Raw genomic sequence first — 16974 nt, forward strand, 5'->3', positions numbered from 1 at the left:
CCCCCTGATAACTTTGGCAGGCTGCTCTCCGTCCCTACAGAGAGCAGCCGCCACTTCAGCCTTAAAACGCCAATGTCACCCGGGCATTCAGTGACTGATCCGAAGCATCGTTACTCACCTGACCGTCGTAACTCAGGCCCACGCTCAGCGTATCGCTCAACCCCAGGTCGACACCTGCGCCGAGCACTGCGGCGCTGCGGGCAATCGGTGCGCCGGAGAGTTCGAAGGTGCTGCCGCCGCTGAAGGCTGAGCGGCTTTCCGGGGTGACGTCGCCGTAGGCGCGACGCCAGCCCAGTGTGGCGTTGGGCTTGATCACGACGCTGCCAGCGCTCAGGCGGGTCGCTGCACGCAGGCCCAGGGTGCTGAAGGTGATGTGGTTGTCCTGGGATTTGTTCTGCAGGCTGATGGCGTTGCTGTTCTCGTCGAAGGCGTCGGTGTCCAGCCGCACGTGGGCGAGGTTGGCGAAGGGTTCGAGCAGCGCATTGCCCATTTCGATGGAGTAGCCCAGTTCGCCGAAGACCTGATTGGTCGCTGCTTTGTAGTCTTCCTTGAAGTGTTCGGACGAGCCCGGCAGGTCCAGCGTGCGCTTGGCGGTCAGTTCATGCCAGGTGCGTACCGCGCCGAGGCGCAGGCCCAGTTGGCCCCATTTCGCGCCGCCATAAACGCCCAGGTGGTAGTTGTCGCTGTCGGTGGAACCGGACGCATGGCGCAGGTCGAAGCTGCTGTTGCTGAAGCCTGCCAGCGCGCCTATGCGCCAAGTGTCGTCGAGCGGTACGTCGGCGCCGAACAACAGGCCGCTGGTGCGGGTTTCCAGGCCCGAGGCGTCGCGGCTGCTGTCGGTCTGGCCGGTCGCGCCGATGGCTTGTGTCCACACCACGCCACGCGAGGCATCACCGGCCAGGGTTTGTGTTGTGCTGCCGAATGACTGTGCGGATTGCGCTTGTTGCATGCGATCGTTCATGGCATTGCGCACCAGCCGGCTGTCTTCGATCAGCGCAGATTGAGTCGATGCGTGCAGCTCGTTGGACAGCGCCTTGAAGGTCGCCTGTGCGGTTGCTGCGTCGTCCTGCACCACCTGACGCCATAGCGCATTGCCTGCGCCCGCGCTGTCGAGCCCCTGAGCGACGGCGCTGGCATTGCGCGTGGTCGCCAGGCTGGCGAAGGTTTGTGCGTTGCGATCCAGCGTCAGCCCTACGTCGGTCGCGGTGTAGTTCAGCGTCGGGGTAAGGAACGCGAAGTTGGTTTGCACGGCGGCAAATGCACCGCTCACGCCACCGGCTGCGGAAATGATCGAGTAACGGCTGGCGGCCAGCCAGTTACCGCCTTCGACCAGCGACAGCGTGCTGTTATTGATCGTCGCGCGGCCGCTGGCGACGATGCGGTCGGCATTGCCATTGGCGTCCGATTCCACTTGATAAACCGAACCCTGAGCCAGGTTGACGTCACCATTGACGTTCAGCTGCCCGACTGAATTACCCGGTGCGACCACGCCGCCCTGAGCGACGTTGATGCCGCCAACGGTGCCGTTGCCACCCAGCGTCGCGCCTTGCTGCACGCTGACGATGGAGTTGCCGAGGTTGCCATTCACTGCGAGGCGACCGGCCTGCACGGTGGTCGCGCCGGACAGGCTGCTGTTGCCGGTCAGGTTCAGTGAACCGCCGCCGCGTTTGATCAACGCGCCGTTGCCGGTCAGGGTGTTGGCGAGGGTGTCGTTGGTGGACTGATCGACCACCAGCGTTGCGTTGTCGGTGATCGTGCCGCTGCCGAAGGCCTGGGCATGACCGGTCAAGGTGCCGCCGTTGATCACGGTGCCGCCCGAGTAGGTGTTGTTGCCTGTCAGTATCAGGTTGCCGGTGCCGTTTTTGATCAGTGCGCCACTGCCGCTGATGTCGTTGCGCCAGGCGTCGATGGCGTTATAGCCGCCGAGGCTGGCGTTCATGTTGACGGTGACGTTGGAATTGAACGCGCCGTAGCCATCTCCTGCGGCATACAGGTTCAAGCGACCGTAGCCACCTGACTGGTCGATTACCGCGTAGCCCGAAGATATTTCAGTGGTCCCCAGAACCTCGCGGCGTTGGCTGGCGTCGAGGTATGGAAAGCGGGTTTCCAGCAGCACTTCTGCGTTGGTCGGCACCACCGGAGCCAGGTTGGTGGGGCCGACCGGATCGAAACCGTAGGTCATGCGTGAGGTATACAGCGCTTTGTCCTGGGCATGCTGGGAAGTGCGGTCAGTGGCCGGGTCAATGCTCGCTATGCAGTTGTTGATGTTGCCACCGCATTGCGCCGTGAAGTAAGTCAGTGCCTGGGCGCGGGCGTCGGCGCGCAACTGTGCGTTGGCTGAATTGGACAGGTTGTCGATGGCGAAATAGGTCGCCGTGATACGCCCGCCGATCACGTCGAGGGGCGAGTGCATGCCTGCTTCGATGCGGTTGTCGCCAATCTCCGAAGCACGCAGCATCAACTCGCTGAACCGCTCTGGGATTGCATAGGCCAAGGCGTAGGCAGACAGGTAGGCAGCATTGGTATGGCCGCTGGGGAACCCCGAGTCACTGGCCGGCGTGGTGCTTTCGGCCGGGCGCAAAGACGGCGCGACGACGAATGCCAGGTTTTGTCCGTCGAGGCTCTGCCGCCATGGCCGTGGATACAGATAGTGGGACTTGGCCGGGGTCGTGGAGGCGTCATTGCGCACGGCGCCGACCAGATCGACCACTTTGCCCAGCGCTGAAGACGAACTGCCTGCGCCATTGCCCTTGTCGTCGTACTTGACGGTTTTGTTGCTGTCGTCAAATTGCGTGATGGTAGTGAAGGCCCCCGCGCCTGCTTTATAGGCATCACTCAATGAGCCCAGACCGCTGATGGCGCTGTAGCTCTGATCGCGACGGTCATCGAAGTAAGCGGCGGTTTCCTGGGCAAGCGTGCGCGAGTTGGCACGGTCAACGACAATTTGCAGGTTGCGTCGGAGCAGGCTCTGCCCCAGCGCAGTCGGTGTGCCAGTATCCCAGGTCGCGCCGGTCGTCCACAGCGTGTTGAACCCGGAAAGCAGATCGACCCCGTTGATCCGGTTGTCATTTGCACGGCTCGCTGCCTGTACCGATACCGCAAGCAGTGAAAGTATCAACGACGACATCATTACGTGGGCAACCGGTTTATTACATCGCATGGCGAGCGCCTGTACTCAATCTGGATAAGGCGCCGACCCTAGCAAGGCGTTCTTACACTTGGATGTATCTGCCGTGACACATTTATGTGGGCGAGTGCGCTCAAAAAATCCTCAGGAAGCATTCAGAACTATCGATATTCCTCAACGGTATTTAAATTCTCTTTCTTATATCTATACAGTTCCGCCTTTCAGTCACACTGTTCTGGAGTCGGAGTTCTCATGCCAGCAGCCTCCCTCGCTTCATCGTCCGCTCAATCTGCTTCGCAATCGTTCGACGTGCGTCCATTCACCGGAAAGGTGGGCGCGGAAATCGTCGGGCTGGATCTGTCCAGGCCGTTGAATGACGCGGATTTCGCGCGAGTGCATCAGGCGCATCTGGATCACCACGTCGTGGTGTTCCGCGATCAGCAGATCACGCCACAGCAGCAAGTCGATTTCAGCCGTCGTTTTGGTGTGTTGCAGATCCATGTGCTCAAGCAGTTTCTGCTGGCCAACCATCCGGAAATCCTGATCGTCTCCAACATTGTCGAGAACGAGAAGCCTGTGGGGCTGGGCGATGCCGGTAAATACTGGCATTCGGACCTGTCTTACAAAGAGCTGCCAAGCCTGGGTTCGATGCTTTACGCACAAGAGTTGCCGAGCGGAGGTGGCGACACGCTGTTCGCCGACATGCATCAGGCGTGGGACACCTTGCCGCAACACCTGCGTGATGCCGTCGAAGGGCGCTCGGCGGTTCACAGCTACACTGCGCGCTACGCCGAGGGCCATAACGCCGCCAACTGGCGTCCGACCCTGACCGCCGAGCAACTGGCCCAAGTGGTCGAAGTCAGCCACCCGATTGTTCGCTCGCATCCTGAAACCGGTCGCAAGGCGTTGTTTGTCAGCGAAGGTTTCACCACCCGGATTCTTGACCTGCCGGAAGACGAGAGCCGCCAGATTCTCAACGAGATCTACGCCCACAGCGTGAAGCCCGAGCATATTTACCGGCACCAATGGCAAGCCAACGACATGGTGTTCTGGGACAACCGTTCCCTGATTCACCTGGCTGCCGGCTGCCCGGCCCATCTGCGACGCAAACTGCATCGCACGACCATTCAAGGCACCGCGCCATTTTGATTCAGGAGAGCCGTTCATGAATGCTGTCGCGCAAGGCCACACGGCCAGCACGAGCGCCCAACCGCAACCGACTGTTCAGCACACCACTGAAGCCTTGTTGCAAGTTCGCGGTGTAAGCCTTGAATACCGCACGCCAGAGCGCGTGGTCCGGGCGACGCATCAGGTCAGTTTCGAGGTCGACCCGGCCGATCGTTTTGTGCTGCTCGGCCCATCCGGTTGCGGCAAGTCCACATTGCTCAAAGCCGTAGCCGGGTTCATCCGGCCCAGCGAGGGCGAGATTCGTCTGGCAGGTCATCAGGTCACCGAACCTGGCCCGGACCGCATCGTGGTGTTTCAGGAATTCGACCAGTTACCGCCGTGGAAAACCGTGATCGAGAACGTCATGTTTCCGCTGCTGGCGTCACGCACCCTGAAGCGTCCCGAGGCGCTGGAGCGCGCTCGTTATTACCTGGAAAAAGTCGGCCTCAGCGCGTTTGCCGAAGCCTATCCGCATACCTTGTCCGGAGGCATGAAAGCCCGCGTGGCGATTGCCCGCGCCCTGGCCATGCAGCCGAAAATTCTCCTGATGGACGAGCCGTTCGCCGCGCTCGATGCACTGACCCGGCGCAAGATGCAGGAAGAACTGCTGGAGCTGTGGGACGAGGTGCGTTTCACGCTGCTGTTCGTTACCCATTCCATTGAAGAAGCGCTGGTGGTGGGCAACCGCATCCTGCTGTTGTCACCGCATCCGGGCCGTGTGCGAGCGGAAATCAACAGCCATCAATACGACCTGAAAAGCCTCGGCGGCGTTGGTTTCCAGCAAACCGCGCAGCGTATTCATCGTTTGTTGTTCGATGAGGGCGAGGCCGGGCCAGTGGAGCAGGATCTGAATTTTCAGGACATCCGGATTGCTTACTAGACGACTGCCTTGATCGTTCCCACGCTCCGCGTGGTAATGCCTTTCAGGACGCTCCGCGTCCTATCTACACGATTACCGGGAAACCCGAACCATGAGCCTCGCACCTCCCGCTCGCGAAGAATATGAAATCACGCTGGAGCCTTTCACTCAGGAAGACCTGGCCCGCGATCTGCCTCTGGCACAGCGCATCTGGCAACTGGGCTGGGTGCGCAAATGCGTCATCATGATCGCTCTGGCGGTGATCTGGGAACTGGCTGCACGTCTGCAGAACAACGACCTGCTGTTGCCGAGCTTTCTGCAAACGGCGGCCGCCTTTTATGACGGGCTGATCTCCGGCGAGCTTCCAGGCAAGGTGTGGATTTCCCTGACCGTACTGATTCAGGGCTACCTGATCGGCATCGTGCTGGCGTTCGCCCTGACCACCCTGGCAGTGTCCACCCAACTGGGCCGCGACCTGCTCGGCACGCTGACTGCGATGTTCAATCCGCTGCCGGCCATTGCCCTGTTGCCGCTGGCGCTGCTGTGGTTCGGGCTGGGCCAGAACAGCCTGATCTTCGTGCTGGTGCATTCGGTACTGTGGGCGCTGGCGCTCAATACCTACGCAGGTTTTCTCGGCGTTTCGGAAACCCAGCGTATGGCCGGGCGCAACTATGGCCTTAAGGGCTTGCGCTTTGTCTGGCACATCCTGATTCCCGCTGCGCTGCCGTCGATCCTTGCCGGCTTGAAAATCGGCTGGGCTTTCGCCTGGCGCACGCTGATCGCCGCCGAGCTGGTGTTTGGTGCGTCGTCCGGCAAGGGCGGGTTGGGCTGGTACATCTTCCAGAATCGTAACGAGCTGTATACCGACAAGGTTTTTGCAGGTCTGGCGGCAGTCATTCTCATCGGCCTGCTGGTCGAGAACCTGCTGTTCGCCAATATCGAGCGCCTGACCGTCAAGCGCTGGGGCATGCAGCGTTGAAGTACCGTCTTTTTTTGAATAATCAGGGTGGGAACCACATGACAACAACATTTCATCGTCCGGCGCTGACTGTATTGGCGGCGACACTTGGCCTGTTCGGTGCCCTGCTCAGCAGCGGCGTGCAGGCGGAAGGCAAGATCAGCATTGCTCAGCAATTCGGTATCGGCTACCTGATCCTCGACGTGGTGCGCGATCAGAAACTGATCGAGAAACATGGCAAGGAACAGGGGCTGGACATCAAGGTCGACTGGAACAGCATCTCCGGTGCCACGGCGATGAACGAAGCGCTGCTGGCCGGTGCGCTGGACGTGGTGTCGGCAGGTGTGCCACCGATGCTGACCGTCTGGGATCGCACCAAGGGCAAGCAGAACGTCAAGGCCATTGCTTCGCTGGGTTCCATGCCCAACTACCTGCTGACCAACAATCCCAACGTGAAAACCATCAAGGACTTCACCGACAAGGACCGCATCGCTGTACCGGCTGCCGGTGTGGGCTTTCAGTCGCGTACTTTGCAGATCGAGACCGCCAAGGTATTCGGTAACGACAACTACAAGAAATTCGACAACATCTCGGTGAGCCTGGCGCACCCGGATGCCACCGCAGCGCTGCTGGCGGGCGGTTCGGAAATCAACTCGCACTTCTCCAGCCCGCCGTTCCAGTACCAGGCGCTGGAAAACCCCAACGTCCACAAAGTGCTCAGTTCCTATGACGTGTTGGGCGGTCAGGCGACGTTCAACGTGCTCTACACCACCGAGAAATTCCACGACGAGAACCCCAAGACCTACAAGGCGTTCTACGACGCGCTGGCCGAAGCCGAGAAGATCATCAAGGCCGACAAGCCCGCTGCCGCGCAGACCTACATCCGTGTCGAGCAATCGAAACTGCCGTTGCCGCTGGTAGAGAAAATCGTCGCTGACCCGGAAATCGACTTCACCGTCACCCCGCAGCGCACCTTCATCTACGCCGAAAAACTGCATGAACTGGGCGTACTTAAAAACAAGGCGGCGAGCTGGAAGGACTACTTCTTCGAAGAGGCGCACGGCACAGAGGGCAGTTGATCCGGGCGGTTTGAAGATGACGCGGAGCGTCATGAAGGGCATTCCCACGCTGGAGCGTGCGGAACGATAATCTCAACTATCGTGCGACGCTCCGCGTCCTCTTGGCGACGCAGAGCGTCACGAACGGTAGGTTGTCCGGAGGATCACTTATCGTTCCAACGCTCCGCGTGGGAATGCCGTTCTGGACGCTCTGCGTCCTCTTCTGAACAAATCAGGTTACTTCCGCTCACGAAAAACCTGTCCTGCGGGACATTTCTTTCAGTCTTTTCTCTTTCCTGCGTATGACCTTTCCTAGAAAATCCCGGGCCCTTGTGCCTGCCAACTCTGCGCACTAGGCTGCGTCGGTCGCTGATTTTTCAGCGATCGGGTTTAGCAGCCTGTCCAGAGACACGCAGCGCAATTACCGTTTTATGGCGGCTTTGCGTGGGGCACTTTCGAGTGCGCCGGGTCTGTGTTCTCTACCGGTCTGCTAACCCGCGTCAAAGTCGCCACCTTGTTTGTTTAGCAGCGAACATCTGATGGCCCTACTTGCAGAGGCACGCATGATGATCAACTCGACCCCGTCTCCACCGCTCCCCAACTCTCTTGAAGATTCCCTGATACAGGTCAGCGAAATACTGCGCTGTGCCTCTGCCACCGCTTCTGAAACCGGTGACAACCTCGAGGGCCTGAAACGTGATCTTGCGTTCTCGGTGGTGCATCTGATCAACATGGCCAAGGCCGAGCTGGAGCGCTCGCTGGAATGTGTTCAGAGCCACTGACAGCCCCTGACGCAACCTAGCAGTTCTACGAGTAGCCGCTGCGGTCCCCGCAATGCATTGTGTGCCTGAAGAGGCCTACCTCGCCGATCAAGACCACTCCGGTTACTCACCATGCGCCAGCAAACTACCCTGTGCCGTTACCGCTACGACGCGCTTGACCGGCTTGCGGCTCGCACGCCTGTGGCAGGGACCATTGCCCGCTCGTTCTATCAGTCCGACACCCTGGTCAGCGAGATTCAGGGGGCAGAACACGTTCGGTTCCTGCATCGCGACCGTCAGTTGCTGGCCACGCAGTCAGCGCTCGCTACGCTGTTGATCGGCTCGGACCAACAGCACAGCGTGCTCCACACCGTATCGGCCGGCTTGTCTGACCCTATCGCCTACACCCCCTACGGGCATCGGCAAGCGTTGAGCCAGCTGCCAGGCTTCAACGATGAGCGACCCGACCCATTGACCGGTCATTATCTGTTGGGCAATGGTTATCGCGCCTACAACCCCGTTCTGATGCGCTTCAACAGCCCGGACAGCCTGAGCCCGTTTGGCAAGGGCGGTATGAATGCCTATGCGTACTGCGCGGGTGATCCGGTTAATCGGTCTGATCCGACCGGGCATAAGATAGATGAGAGTCAGATACTTTCATTTGTGTGGATAGGGCTCGGTTTGTTCGGTGCTTACCTGGGTGTAAAGGCGGCTGTTCCTGCGATAAAGGCTGTCGCCAAGGGCAATGCTCCGCTATCAACGAAACTGACAGCTTCCTCGGCACTCGGCCAGATCGCAGCGAGCACCGTGTTTACCGTAAGCCGTGTAATCAACGCGGTCGACCCTGACGGCCCTGCCAAGGATGTTTTGCTCGCGACTGCAATAGGCATGGTGATTCCAGTGCTGGCCGTTCGGACATTCAACCCGCGCATCAAGCGTTGGGAGGATGCAGGGGCAGATATAAAACTGCTCAATGATAGGCGTTCAAGTTTAAAAAGTGAGTTCGCTGATACCGCTAGCGCCATTCGAGAAACACGCCCTTGGGGTGATCCGGCAGACGAATTGAGTCGCATGATGTACTGATACATTTATCTGTACATGATTTCTCCAGCCTGATTCACCTGAACGCTTACTCCATCATCAAGGATCGATCATGGCTCTCCTCTGCACGTACACCTACGACCCGCTGGACCGTGTCTCCACATTGAACCCGCTGGCTCAGGTCCTCTCCAGTCGGTTCTATAACGGCGAGCAACTGATGACCGAGTTACTGGGCGACAGGCAACGGACCTGTATCCGCGCAGGCGGCCAGTTACTGGCGCAGCAGAGTCGCGAGGGCGAAGAGGTCATGACGACGATGGTCGCCAGTGACCTGCACAACAGCGTTCTGCACGCGAGCGAAGACGGGAGGCAGGTTGATATCGCGTATACGCCGTTCGGGCATCGTCAAGCCGAGCAGACAGTCGCAGCACTACCCGGTTTCAACGGCGAGCAGCCTGACCTGGTAACCGGCCATTACCTGCTCGGCAATGGCTATCGCGCCTACAACCCGGTGCTGATGCGCTTTAACAGCCCGGACAGTTTTAGCCCGTTTGGTGACGGTGGGTTGAATGCGTATGCGTATGGGCTAAACAATCCGATCAAATACATAGACCCGACCGGGCATTTTTCGTCTTTCTTAAGTGGGGTTTTGGCGGCTGGGTTATTGCTCACTGGAGGTGGGTCAATTTATGTGTCTACGCACGTAAAAGAATCGAATCCAACGCTCAGTGGGGTGCTTATGGGCGTGGGCAGTGTGTTAGCTGTTGCGGGCGTTGGTTTTGCTCTGAGTTCAATTGTAAAGAAGGCTGCTGGAGTGGGGCGTTCAATCCCTAACCTGGAGAGTATCGAGCTTGCTAGCTGGGCCCATGATTTTCCAATCAGAAACTCGATAACATTGACACCTCAATCACCTTGGCAAACCGCTGCTGGGTTGCAGGCTGCACCCTTTACATTGCCACGAGCACAACTATCATCATCAAACCTTGCACCGGCAAGGTCGTCTGTTCGCAGAAGAGTTGACCCTACATACAAAAATATAAGAGAGCTTAAGTTTAAAAAGGCTTTATCTCGTGTCCACAAGATGCCAACGATTACTGAAGAGTTGCCGACTACCATTCGCCAGGGTACTGAATCGTTGGCTTAATCGATAAGCTACGCTTAATTCCGGCAGTGACGCTCAAGGCAATGTCCCCGCCGAAATTCGAACCGGCAAAACTTAAAAAATGCGCTGAGTTCCTTTAGGCCAATCACTCATTTGAAGGTCTTTCTTGTCTACCCACTTTCTGCCCAGTTAATGAACCCTCCCTCTCGCGCACAGTCGCATAGTCACGCTATTCTCTCGCCCTATCGCGCCCACATCCGGCAGCCGCACAAGGAGTCTGCATGCCCGTTCTTCCTTCTAGACTGGTTACATTCGGTCTCGCTGCTGCCTTGGCGATGTTAACGGGGTGTGGCGAGGAAAAACCGGCGGCGCCCGAACTGCCCAGGGTTTATGTGCAAACGGTAAAAAGTGCCGACTTCGCCGCCAGTGTCGCCCTGACCGGTGATGTTCAGGCGCGGGTGCAGACCCGGCTTTCATTCCGGGTCAATGGCAAGATCATTCAGCGTAATGTCGATGTGGGCGACCGGGTCACTGCCCGGCAGGTGCTGGCCCGGCTTGATCCGAAGGATTTGCAGATCAATGTCGATTCGGCCGCAGCCTCTGTGGCCGCCGAGCAGGCCCGCGTGAATCAGGCCCGCGCCGCTTTTGTCCGGCAACAAAAGCTGTTGCCCAAAGGCTATACCAGCCGTAGTGAATATGACTCGGCCCAGGCCGCCTTGCGCGGCAGCGAAAGCTCGTTGAAGGCTGCGCAAGCGCAACTGGCCAATGCCCGTGAGCAATTGGGGTATACCGCACTGGTCGCGGATGCGCCGGGTGTGATCACCGCGCGTCAGGCTGAAGTCGGGCAGGTGGTGCAGGCCACGATGCCGATTTTCGATCTGGCACGCGACGGTGATCGGGATGCGGTGTTCAATGTCTACGAGTCCCTGTTCGTTCAGCCGCCGACCAATCAGCCTGTGCAGGTCACGCTGCTCGACAACCCGGACATCAAGGTCAGCGGCAAAGTACGCGAAGTGACCCCGGCAGTCTCGGCGCAAACCGGCACTTTACAGGTCAAGATCGCGCTCGATCCGCTGCCTGAAGGCATGGACCTGGGCTCGGTAGTCAGCGTGGCGCTGAGCGCACCGGCCAATGCCAGTGTCGAGCTACCTTGGGCGGCGCTGACCAAGGACCTTGGCGAGCAGTTGGGCAAGCCTGCCGTGTGGGTGGTGGACGAGCAGGGCAAAGTCAATTTGCGCAGGGTCACCGTTACTCGTTATCTGACTGCCAAAGTCATCATCGGCGACGGGCTTAAAAGTGGAGAGAAAGTCGTGGTGGCAGGCGGACAGTTGTTACACCCGGACATGCAGGTCGAGATTGCCGAACAGCCCAAACAGCAGAACGCGCAGGTGCAGCCATGAAGCGTTTGTCGTCATGCCTGTTGCTGGGTGGCCTTCTGTCCAGTGGCTTTCTGTTGAGTGGCTGCGGCAAGGACGAGGCCCCTCCGGAGCCGGTGCGTCCTGTCGTGTTCGTCGAAGCCAGGCCTGAGTCAAATCAGGATTTCGGGCGTTTTGCCGGCAATATTCAGGCGCGTTATCAGAGCGTGTTGGGTTTTCGTGTGGCGGGACGTATTGCCCGGCGCAACGTCGACGTAGGCGCTGAAGTGAAGAAAGGCGATTTGCTCGCCACCCTTGATCCGACCGATCAGCAGAATACAGTGCGTGCCCGGCAGGGCGACCTGGCCAATGTGCAGGCGCAGTTGATCAACGCTCAGGCCAATGCTCGCCGCCAGCAGGAACTGTTTGATCGCGGTGTGGGTGCCCAGGCGCAACTGGACATCGCCCTGACCGATCTGAAGACCGCCCGCTCGTCGCAGGAACAGGCCAAAGCCGCTGCACAACAGGCCCGCGATCAATTGAGCTACAGCGAGCTGCGCAGTGATCACGATGCTGTGGTCACTGAATGGAAAGTTGAAGCCGGTCAGGTTGTTACGGCCGGGCAGGAAGTCGTGACCCTGGCGCGGCCGGACATCAAGGAAGCGGTGATCGACCTCCCTGACACACTGGCCGACCAGCTGCCGTCCGACGTGGTATTCACCGTCGCCAGTCAGTTGAACCCGGAAGTGAACACCACCGCCACCATTCGTGAAATCGAACCTCAGGCCGACCGTACCACACGTACCCGCCGTGCACGTCTGACGCTGGCGCAAACGCCAGCGGCCTTCCGGCTGGGCACGGCCATCAGCGTGACGCTCAGCTCGACCATCACGCCGCGCATGCGTTTGCCGATCAATGCCTTGCAGCAGGCCGATGGCAAAAGCCAGATATGGATCGTCGACCCGCAAAACCAGACGGTGAACCCGAGGGCTGTGAACATTGTCAGCCGTGACAGCAACAGTTTCGTGCTGGCCGACGGCGTCAAGGCAGGTGAAAAAGTGGTAAGCGCGGGCGTCAACAGCCTCAAGCCGGGCCAGAAAGTCAAAGTCGATGAGGAAAGCCCGCGATGAAAGGGAATTTCAATTTATCCGAGTGGGCCATCAAGCATCAGTCGTTCGTCTGGTACCTGATGTTTGTCGCGCTGCTGATGGGCGTGTTTTCCTACATGAAGCTTGGGCGCGAGGAAGATCCGTCCTTCACCATCAAGACCATGATTATCCAGACCCGCTGGCCGGGCGCGACGGTGGATGAGACTCTCGAGCAAGTCACCGACCGCATCGAGAAGAAGCTCGAAGAGCTGGACTCGCTGGACTACGTGAAGAGCTATACCCGACCGGGCGAGTCCACGGTCTTCGTGTACCTGCGTGACACCACCAGCGCCAAGGCGATACCGGAAATCTGGTATCAGGTGCGCAAGAAAGTCGATGACATCCGTGGCCAGTTCCCGCAGGGGCTGCAAGGCCCGTCGTTCAACGACGAGTTCGGCGATGTGTACGGCTCGATCTATGCGTTTACCGCAGACGGTTTCTCGATGCGTCAGTTGCGTGACTACGTCGAGAAGGTCCGCGCCGACATCCGCGACGTGCCCGGGCTGGGCAAGGTCGAGATGATCGGTCAGCAGGACGAGGTGGTGTACCTGAACTTCTCGACACGCAAGCTCGCAGCATTGGGCATCGACCAGAGCCAGGTGGTGCAAAGCCTGCAATCGCAGAACGCGGTGACGCCTGCCGGGGTGATAGAAGCCGGGCCGGAGCGGATCTCGGTGCGTACCTCCGGCCAGTTCGCGTCCGAGAAGGATCTGGCTGCAGTCAATCTGCGCATCAATGACCGTTTTTATCGTCTGAGCGACATTGCTGACATAACCCGTGGCTACACCGATCCGCCCAAGCCGCTGTTCCGCTTCGACGGCAAACCGGCGATAGGCCTGGCCATCGCGATGCAGAAGGGCGGCAACATCCAGTCCTTCGGCAAGGCGCTGCACGAACGTATGGACGCTACAACAGCGGAGCTGCCAGTCGGCATTGGCGTGCACAAGGTGTCGGATCAGGCCGAGGTGGTGAACAAGGCTGTGGGCGGCTTCACCAGCGCGTTGTTCGAGGCAGTGATTATCGTGCTGTTGGTCAGCTTCGTCAGCCTCGGGTTTCGCGCAGGGTTGGTGGTCGCGTGTTCGATTCCGCTGGTGTTGGCGATGGTGTTCGTGTTCATGGAATACAGCGGCATCACCATGCAACGGATTTCCCTCGGCGCGCTGATCATCGCCCTCGGCCTGCTGGTGGACGACGCCATGATTACCGTGGAAATGATGGTCACACGTTTGGAAATGGGTGAATCCAAGGAGCAGGCCGCGACGTACGCCTATACCTCGACAGCGTTCCCGATGCTCACCGGTACGCTGGTGACCGTGGCCGGCTTTGTGCCGATCGGGCTGAACAACAGCTCTGCGGGGGAATACACATTCACGCTGTTTGCCGTGATTGCCGTGGCGATGCTGGTGTCGTGGCTGGTCGCCGTTCTGTTCGCACCGGTGATCGGCGTGCACATTCTGAGCGCCAACATCAAACCGAAATCCGAAGAGCCGGGCCGCATCGGCCGGGCATTCAACGGCAGCATGCTCTGGGCCATGCGCCATCGCTGGCTGGCGATTGCCATCACGGTAGGGTTGTTCGCCGCGTCGCTGTTCTCCATGCAGTTCGTGCAGAATCAGTTCTTCCCGTCTTCGGACCGCCCGGAAATTCTGGTCGACCTGAACCTGCCGCAGAACGCCTCAATCAACGAAACGCGCAAGGTGGTGGATCGTTTTGAAGCGAGCCTCAAGGACGATCCGGACATCGAGCGCTGGAGCACCTACATCGGCCAGGGCGCGTTGCGTTTCTACCTGCCACTCGATCAGCAGCTGGAAAATCCGTTCTACGCCCAGCTGGTGATTGTCAGCAAAGGCCTGGAGGAGCGGAGCGCGTTGACTGCCCGTCTGCAAAAACGCTTGCGTGATGACTTCGTCGGCATCGGTTCGTATGTGCAGGCGCTGGAGATGGGCCCTCCGGTGGGTCGTCCGTTGCAGTATCGCGTCAGCGGCGAGAACATCGACAAGGTGCGCCAGCACGCCATCGAGCTGGCCAAACTGCTCGATCACAACTCGCATGTGGGCGAAGTGATCTACGACTGGAACGAGCCGGGCAAGGTGCTGCGCATCGATATCAATCAGGACAAGGCCCGGCAGTTGGGCCTGTCGTCGGAAGACGTCGCCAAGCTGATGAACAGCGTGGTCAGCGGTTCAACCGTGACCCAGGTGCGTGATGATATCTATCTGATCAATGTGATCGGACGTGCTGAAGACGCAGAACGCGGCACGCCGGAAACCCTGCAGAACCTGCAAATCGTGACCCAGACTGGAACATCCATTCCGCTGCTGGCGTTCGCCACCGTTGGTTACGAGCTGGAGCAGCCGTTGGTCTGGCGCCGCGATCGCATGCCGACCATCACCGTCAAGGGCGCGGTACGGGACGCGATTCAGCCAACTGATCTGGTCAAACAGCTGCAACCTGAAATCGACAAGTTCGCCGCTGGTCTGCCGGTCGGCTACAAGGTTGCAACGGGCGGCACGGTCGAAGAAAGCAGCAAGGCGCAGGGGCCGATTGCCAGCGTTGCGCCCCTGATGCTGTTCCTCATGGCGACGTTCCTGATGATTCAGTTGCACAGCATTCAGAAGATGTTTCTGGTGGCCAGTGTCGCGCCTCTGGGGCTAATCGGTGTGGTGCTGGCGCTGATCCCGACGGGGACGCCACTGGGGTTCGTGGCGATTCTCGGGGTGCTGGCGCTGATCGGCATCATCATCCGCAACTCGGTGATTCTGGTGACCCAGATCGATGCCTATGAGCGCAGTGGGTATCTGCCTTGGGACGCTGTGGTCGAAGCCACCGAGCATCGCCGTCGTCCGATTTTGCTGACCGCGGCCGCGGCGAGCCTGGGCATGATCCCCATTGCGCGGGAAGTGTTCTGGGGCCCGATGGCCTACGCCATGATCGGTGGCATCATCATCGCCACGTTGCTGACCCTGCTGTTCCTGCCTGCGTTGTACGTGGCCTGGTACCGCATCAAGGAACCAACCGACGAACAGCGTCGCGAAGCGGCTGACAAGGGTGACGGCGAGCACGCACAGCCAGCGCATTGAGGTCGGCGTGCCCTGCCGCCTGTAACGCGGGGCAGGGCTGACGACCCGGCAATCAGTCGGTCTCGCCTGCGTCCTTGACGTCGATCGTGGACAGGCTGAGGTTGGCGAACCGTACCGGGCCGAACGGCGAGGCCTTTGTCAGGCCTGAAGGCGAAAAGCTGGAGGTCTCCGCCGGGGCAGATATATTCAAGAAGCATTTCTTGAGCTGCACCTGGAAATCGAAGTCGCCAGAATAATGCACCCATTCCTGAGTTGCGAAGTTTACGACCTGCGTCAGATTAATCTCATCCTTAATGTTGTAGCCACCCACGACCACGACGAAGAACACGTCGTCTACATCCTCTGCGTTAAGAACGTCGAACTCGAGATGCAGACGCTGGGCGGGCAGTTCAATAATAGACTGGCTTACGGTCACGCCCGTATTCAGCTTGATGCTTTGACCTTCGCCTTCCATGGGCTTGAAGTCTGGCTCAAAGCCCACTGGGGCTGTCCAGTGAGTAAGATTGTCGCTGAAATCGCCATTTTCCAGATATTCGTTCGCCATGATCAGTTCCTTTGATCGATTCGGATGGATGCAAGCCGCCTGTTTAAGTGGCTGAATCTATCCTAAGACGCACAGGTTGCTGAGCGATACTGTCAGAAGTACCAGCACACGAACTGCACAGCGCCGCACATCACTGCCGCCGCCAGACACTCGCCAACCAAGGCTGCTGCTCTCTCGGCAACCCGGCGGGGCGGTAGTAGTGTTCCAGCTCGCTAAACCCGGCTTCGGTCAGCAGTTCGCGCCATGTTTCGAGGTCGTGGTACGCGCCGTAACGCTCGCCGTTCCAGCCTTCCTGATTCTCACCACGCGGGTTGGAGCTGAACAGCACGCCGCCCGGTTTGAGTGTGGCATACAGTTCGCGCAGCACGCGTGGCAGTTCCTGTCTTGGGATGTGGAAAAGCACTGCGTTGGCGAAGAGGCCATCGAAGCGGCCTTGCGGCAGGTCGAGTTCGAGGAAGTTCTGCTGTAGCACTTCGCAACCGGTCTCGGCGCGTGCCATTTCGGCGAAACGTTCTGAGCCGTCTAGCCCGACCGCAACATGGCCCATCGCTGTGAACGTCTTCAAATCACGCCCCGGCCCGCAGCCGAAGTCGAGAATCTGCCACGGTGCCGGGCCTTCGATATGCCGCAACAGGGCATCGATATTCTGGCTGACGTCGTGGTCGCGTGTGCCTTCGCGAAATTCGTCGGCCACGCTGTTGTAATGGCTGACGGTGGTCGAGGTAATCTGCGCAAGCGTCTGAGGGTCGAGTTTCATCAGGGGCGGTCCGGTAA

The 16974-nt window shown here is 59.3% G+C and carries 13 protein-coding genes; 10 read left to right on the forward strand and 3 right to left on the reverse strand.

All coding sequences use genetic code 11. From position 1 onward, the window contains the following. Positions 1-61 precede the first annotated feature (61 nt). Positions 62-3160, reverse strand: a complete 3099-nt coding sequence (locus RYB66_RS24690; RefSeq protein ID WP_316886955.1) for an autotransporter domain-containing protein — start codon at positions 3158-3160, stop codon at positions 62-64. Positions 3161-3379: 219 nt separating this feature from the next. Between RYB66_RS24690 and RYB66_RS24695 the strand changes: the two genes are divergently transcribed. The 10 genes from RYB66_RS24695 (at position 3380) to RYB66_RS24740 (ending at position 15656) form a co-directional block, all read left to right on the forward strand. Next, on the forward strand, positions 3380-4276 hold the full coding sequence (locus RYB66_RS24695) for a TauD/TfdA family dioxygenase (RefSeq protein WP_316895715.1): 897 nt from the start codon (positions 3380-3382) through the stop codon (positions 4274-4276). 16 nt (positions 4277-4292) lie between these two features. After that, positions 4293-5174, forward strand: a complete 882-nt coding sequence (locus RYB66_RS24700; protein ID WP_016982744.1) for an ABC transporter ATP-binding protein — start codon at positions 4293-4295, stop codon at positions 5172-5174. A gap of 91 nt (positions 5175-5265) precedes the next feature. Further along, entirely contained in the window at positions 5266-6132 is an 867-nt protein-coding gene (locus RYB66_RS24705) for an ABC transporter permease (RefSeq protein WP_005744777.1), read from the forward strand. Positions 6133-6170: 38 nt separating this feature from the next. After that, on the forward strand, positions 6171-7190 hold the full coding sequence (locus tag RYB66_RS24710; RefSeq protein WP_005730944.1) for an ABC transporter substrate-binding protein: 1020 nt from the start codon (positions 6171-6173) through the stop codon (positions 7188-7190). 545 nt (positions 7191-7735) lie between these two features. Then, entirely contained in the window at positions 7736-7951 is a 216-nt protein-coding gene (locus tag RYB66_RS24715) for a DUF6124 family protein (protein ID WP_005747748.1), read from the forward strand. A gap of 111 nt (positions 7952-8062) precedes the next feature. After that, on the forward strand, positions 8063-9013 hold the full coding sequence (locus RYB66_RS24720; RefSeq protein WP_005744781.1) for an RHS repeat-associated core domain-containing protein: 951 nt from the start codon (positions 8063-8065) through the stop codon (positions 9011-9013). A 70-nt stretch (positions 9014-9083) separates the two neighbouring features. Next, positions 9084-10115: an RHS repeat-associated core domain-containing protein gene (locus RYB66_RS24725; protein ID WP_316895717.1), complete on the forward strand. Its 1032-nt coding sequence runs from the start codon at positions 9084-9086 to the stop codon at positions 10113-10115. 239 nt (positions 10116-10354) lie between these two features. Next, on the forward strand, positions 10355-11473 hold the full coding sequence (locus tag RYB66_RS24730; RefSeq protein ID WP_005743159.1) for an efflux RND transporter periplasmic adaptor subunit: 1119 nt from the start codon (positions 10355-10357) through the stop codon (positions 11471-11473). Beyond that, on the forward strand, positions 11470-12558 hold the full coding sequence (locus RYB66_RS24735) for an efflux RND transporter periplasmic adaptor subunit (RefSeq protein ID WP_005743158.1): 1089 nt from the start codon (positions 11470-11472) through the stop codon (positions 12556-12558). Before RYB66_RS24730 ends, RYB66_RS24735 begins: the two co-directional genes overlap by 4 nt. Next, positions 12555-15656 carry an efflux RND transporter permease subunit gene (locus tag RYB66_RS24740; protein WP_005743157.1) on the forward strand — a complete coding sequence of 1034 codons (3102 nt, stop codon included), beginning with the start codon at positions 12555-12557 and terminating at the stop codon, positions 15654-15656. Before RYB66_RS24735 ends, RYB66_RS24740 begins: the two co-directional genes overlap by 4 nt. Positions 15657-15708: 52 nt before the next feature. On the opposite strand, the gene RYB66_RS24745 is transcribed toward RYB66_RS24740, so the two are convergent. Together RYB66_RS24745 and RYB66_RS24750 are read right to left on the reverse strand one after the other, a co-directional pair. Next, on the reverse strand, positions 15709-16200 hold the full coding sequence (locus RYB66_RS24745) for a hypothetical protein (RefSeq protein WP_005743156.1): 492 nt from the start codon (positions 16198-16200) through the stop codon (positions 15709-15711). A 130-nt stretch (positions 16201-16330) separates the two neighbouring features. Beyond that, positions 16331-16957 (reverse strand): class I SAM-dependent methyltransferase, encoded by a 627-nt coding sequence (locus RYB66_RS24750; RefSeq protein ID WP_005743155.1) that lies wholly within the window; start codon positions 16955-16957, stop codon positions 16331-16333. Positions 16958-16974: the final 17 nt, after the last annotated feature.

Origin of the sequence: Pseudomonas syringae group sp. 243L2 (assembly GCF_032587875.1) — a bacterium.
Taxonomy (GTDB): Bacteria; Pseudomonadota; Gammaproteobacteria; order Pseudomonadales; family Pseudomonadaceae; genus Aquipseudomonas; species Aquipseudomonas amygdali.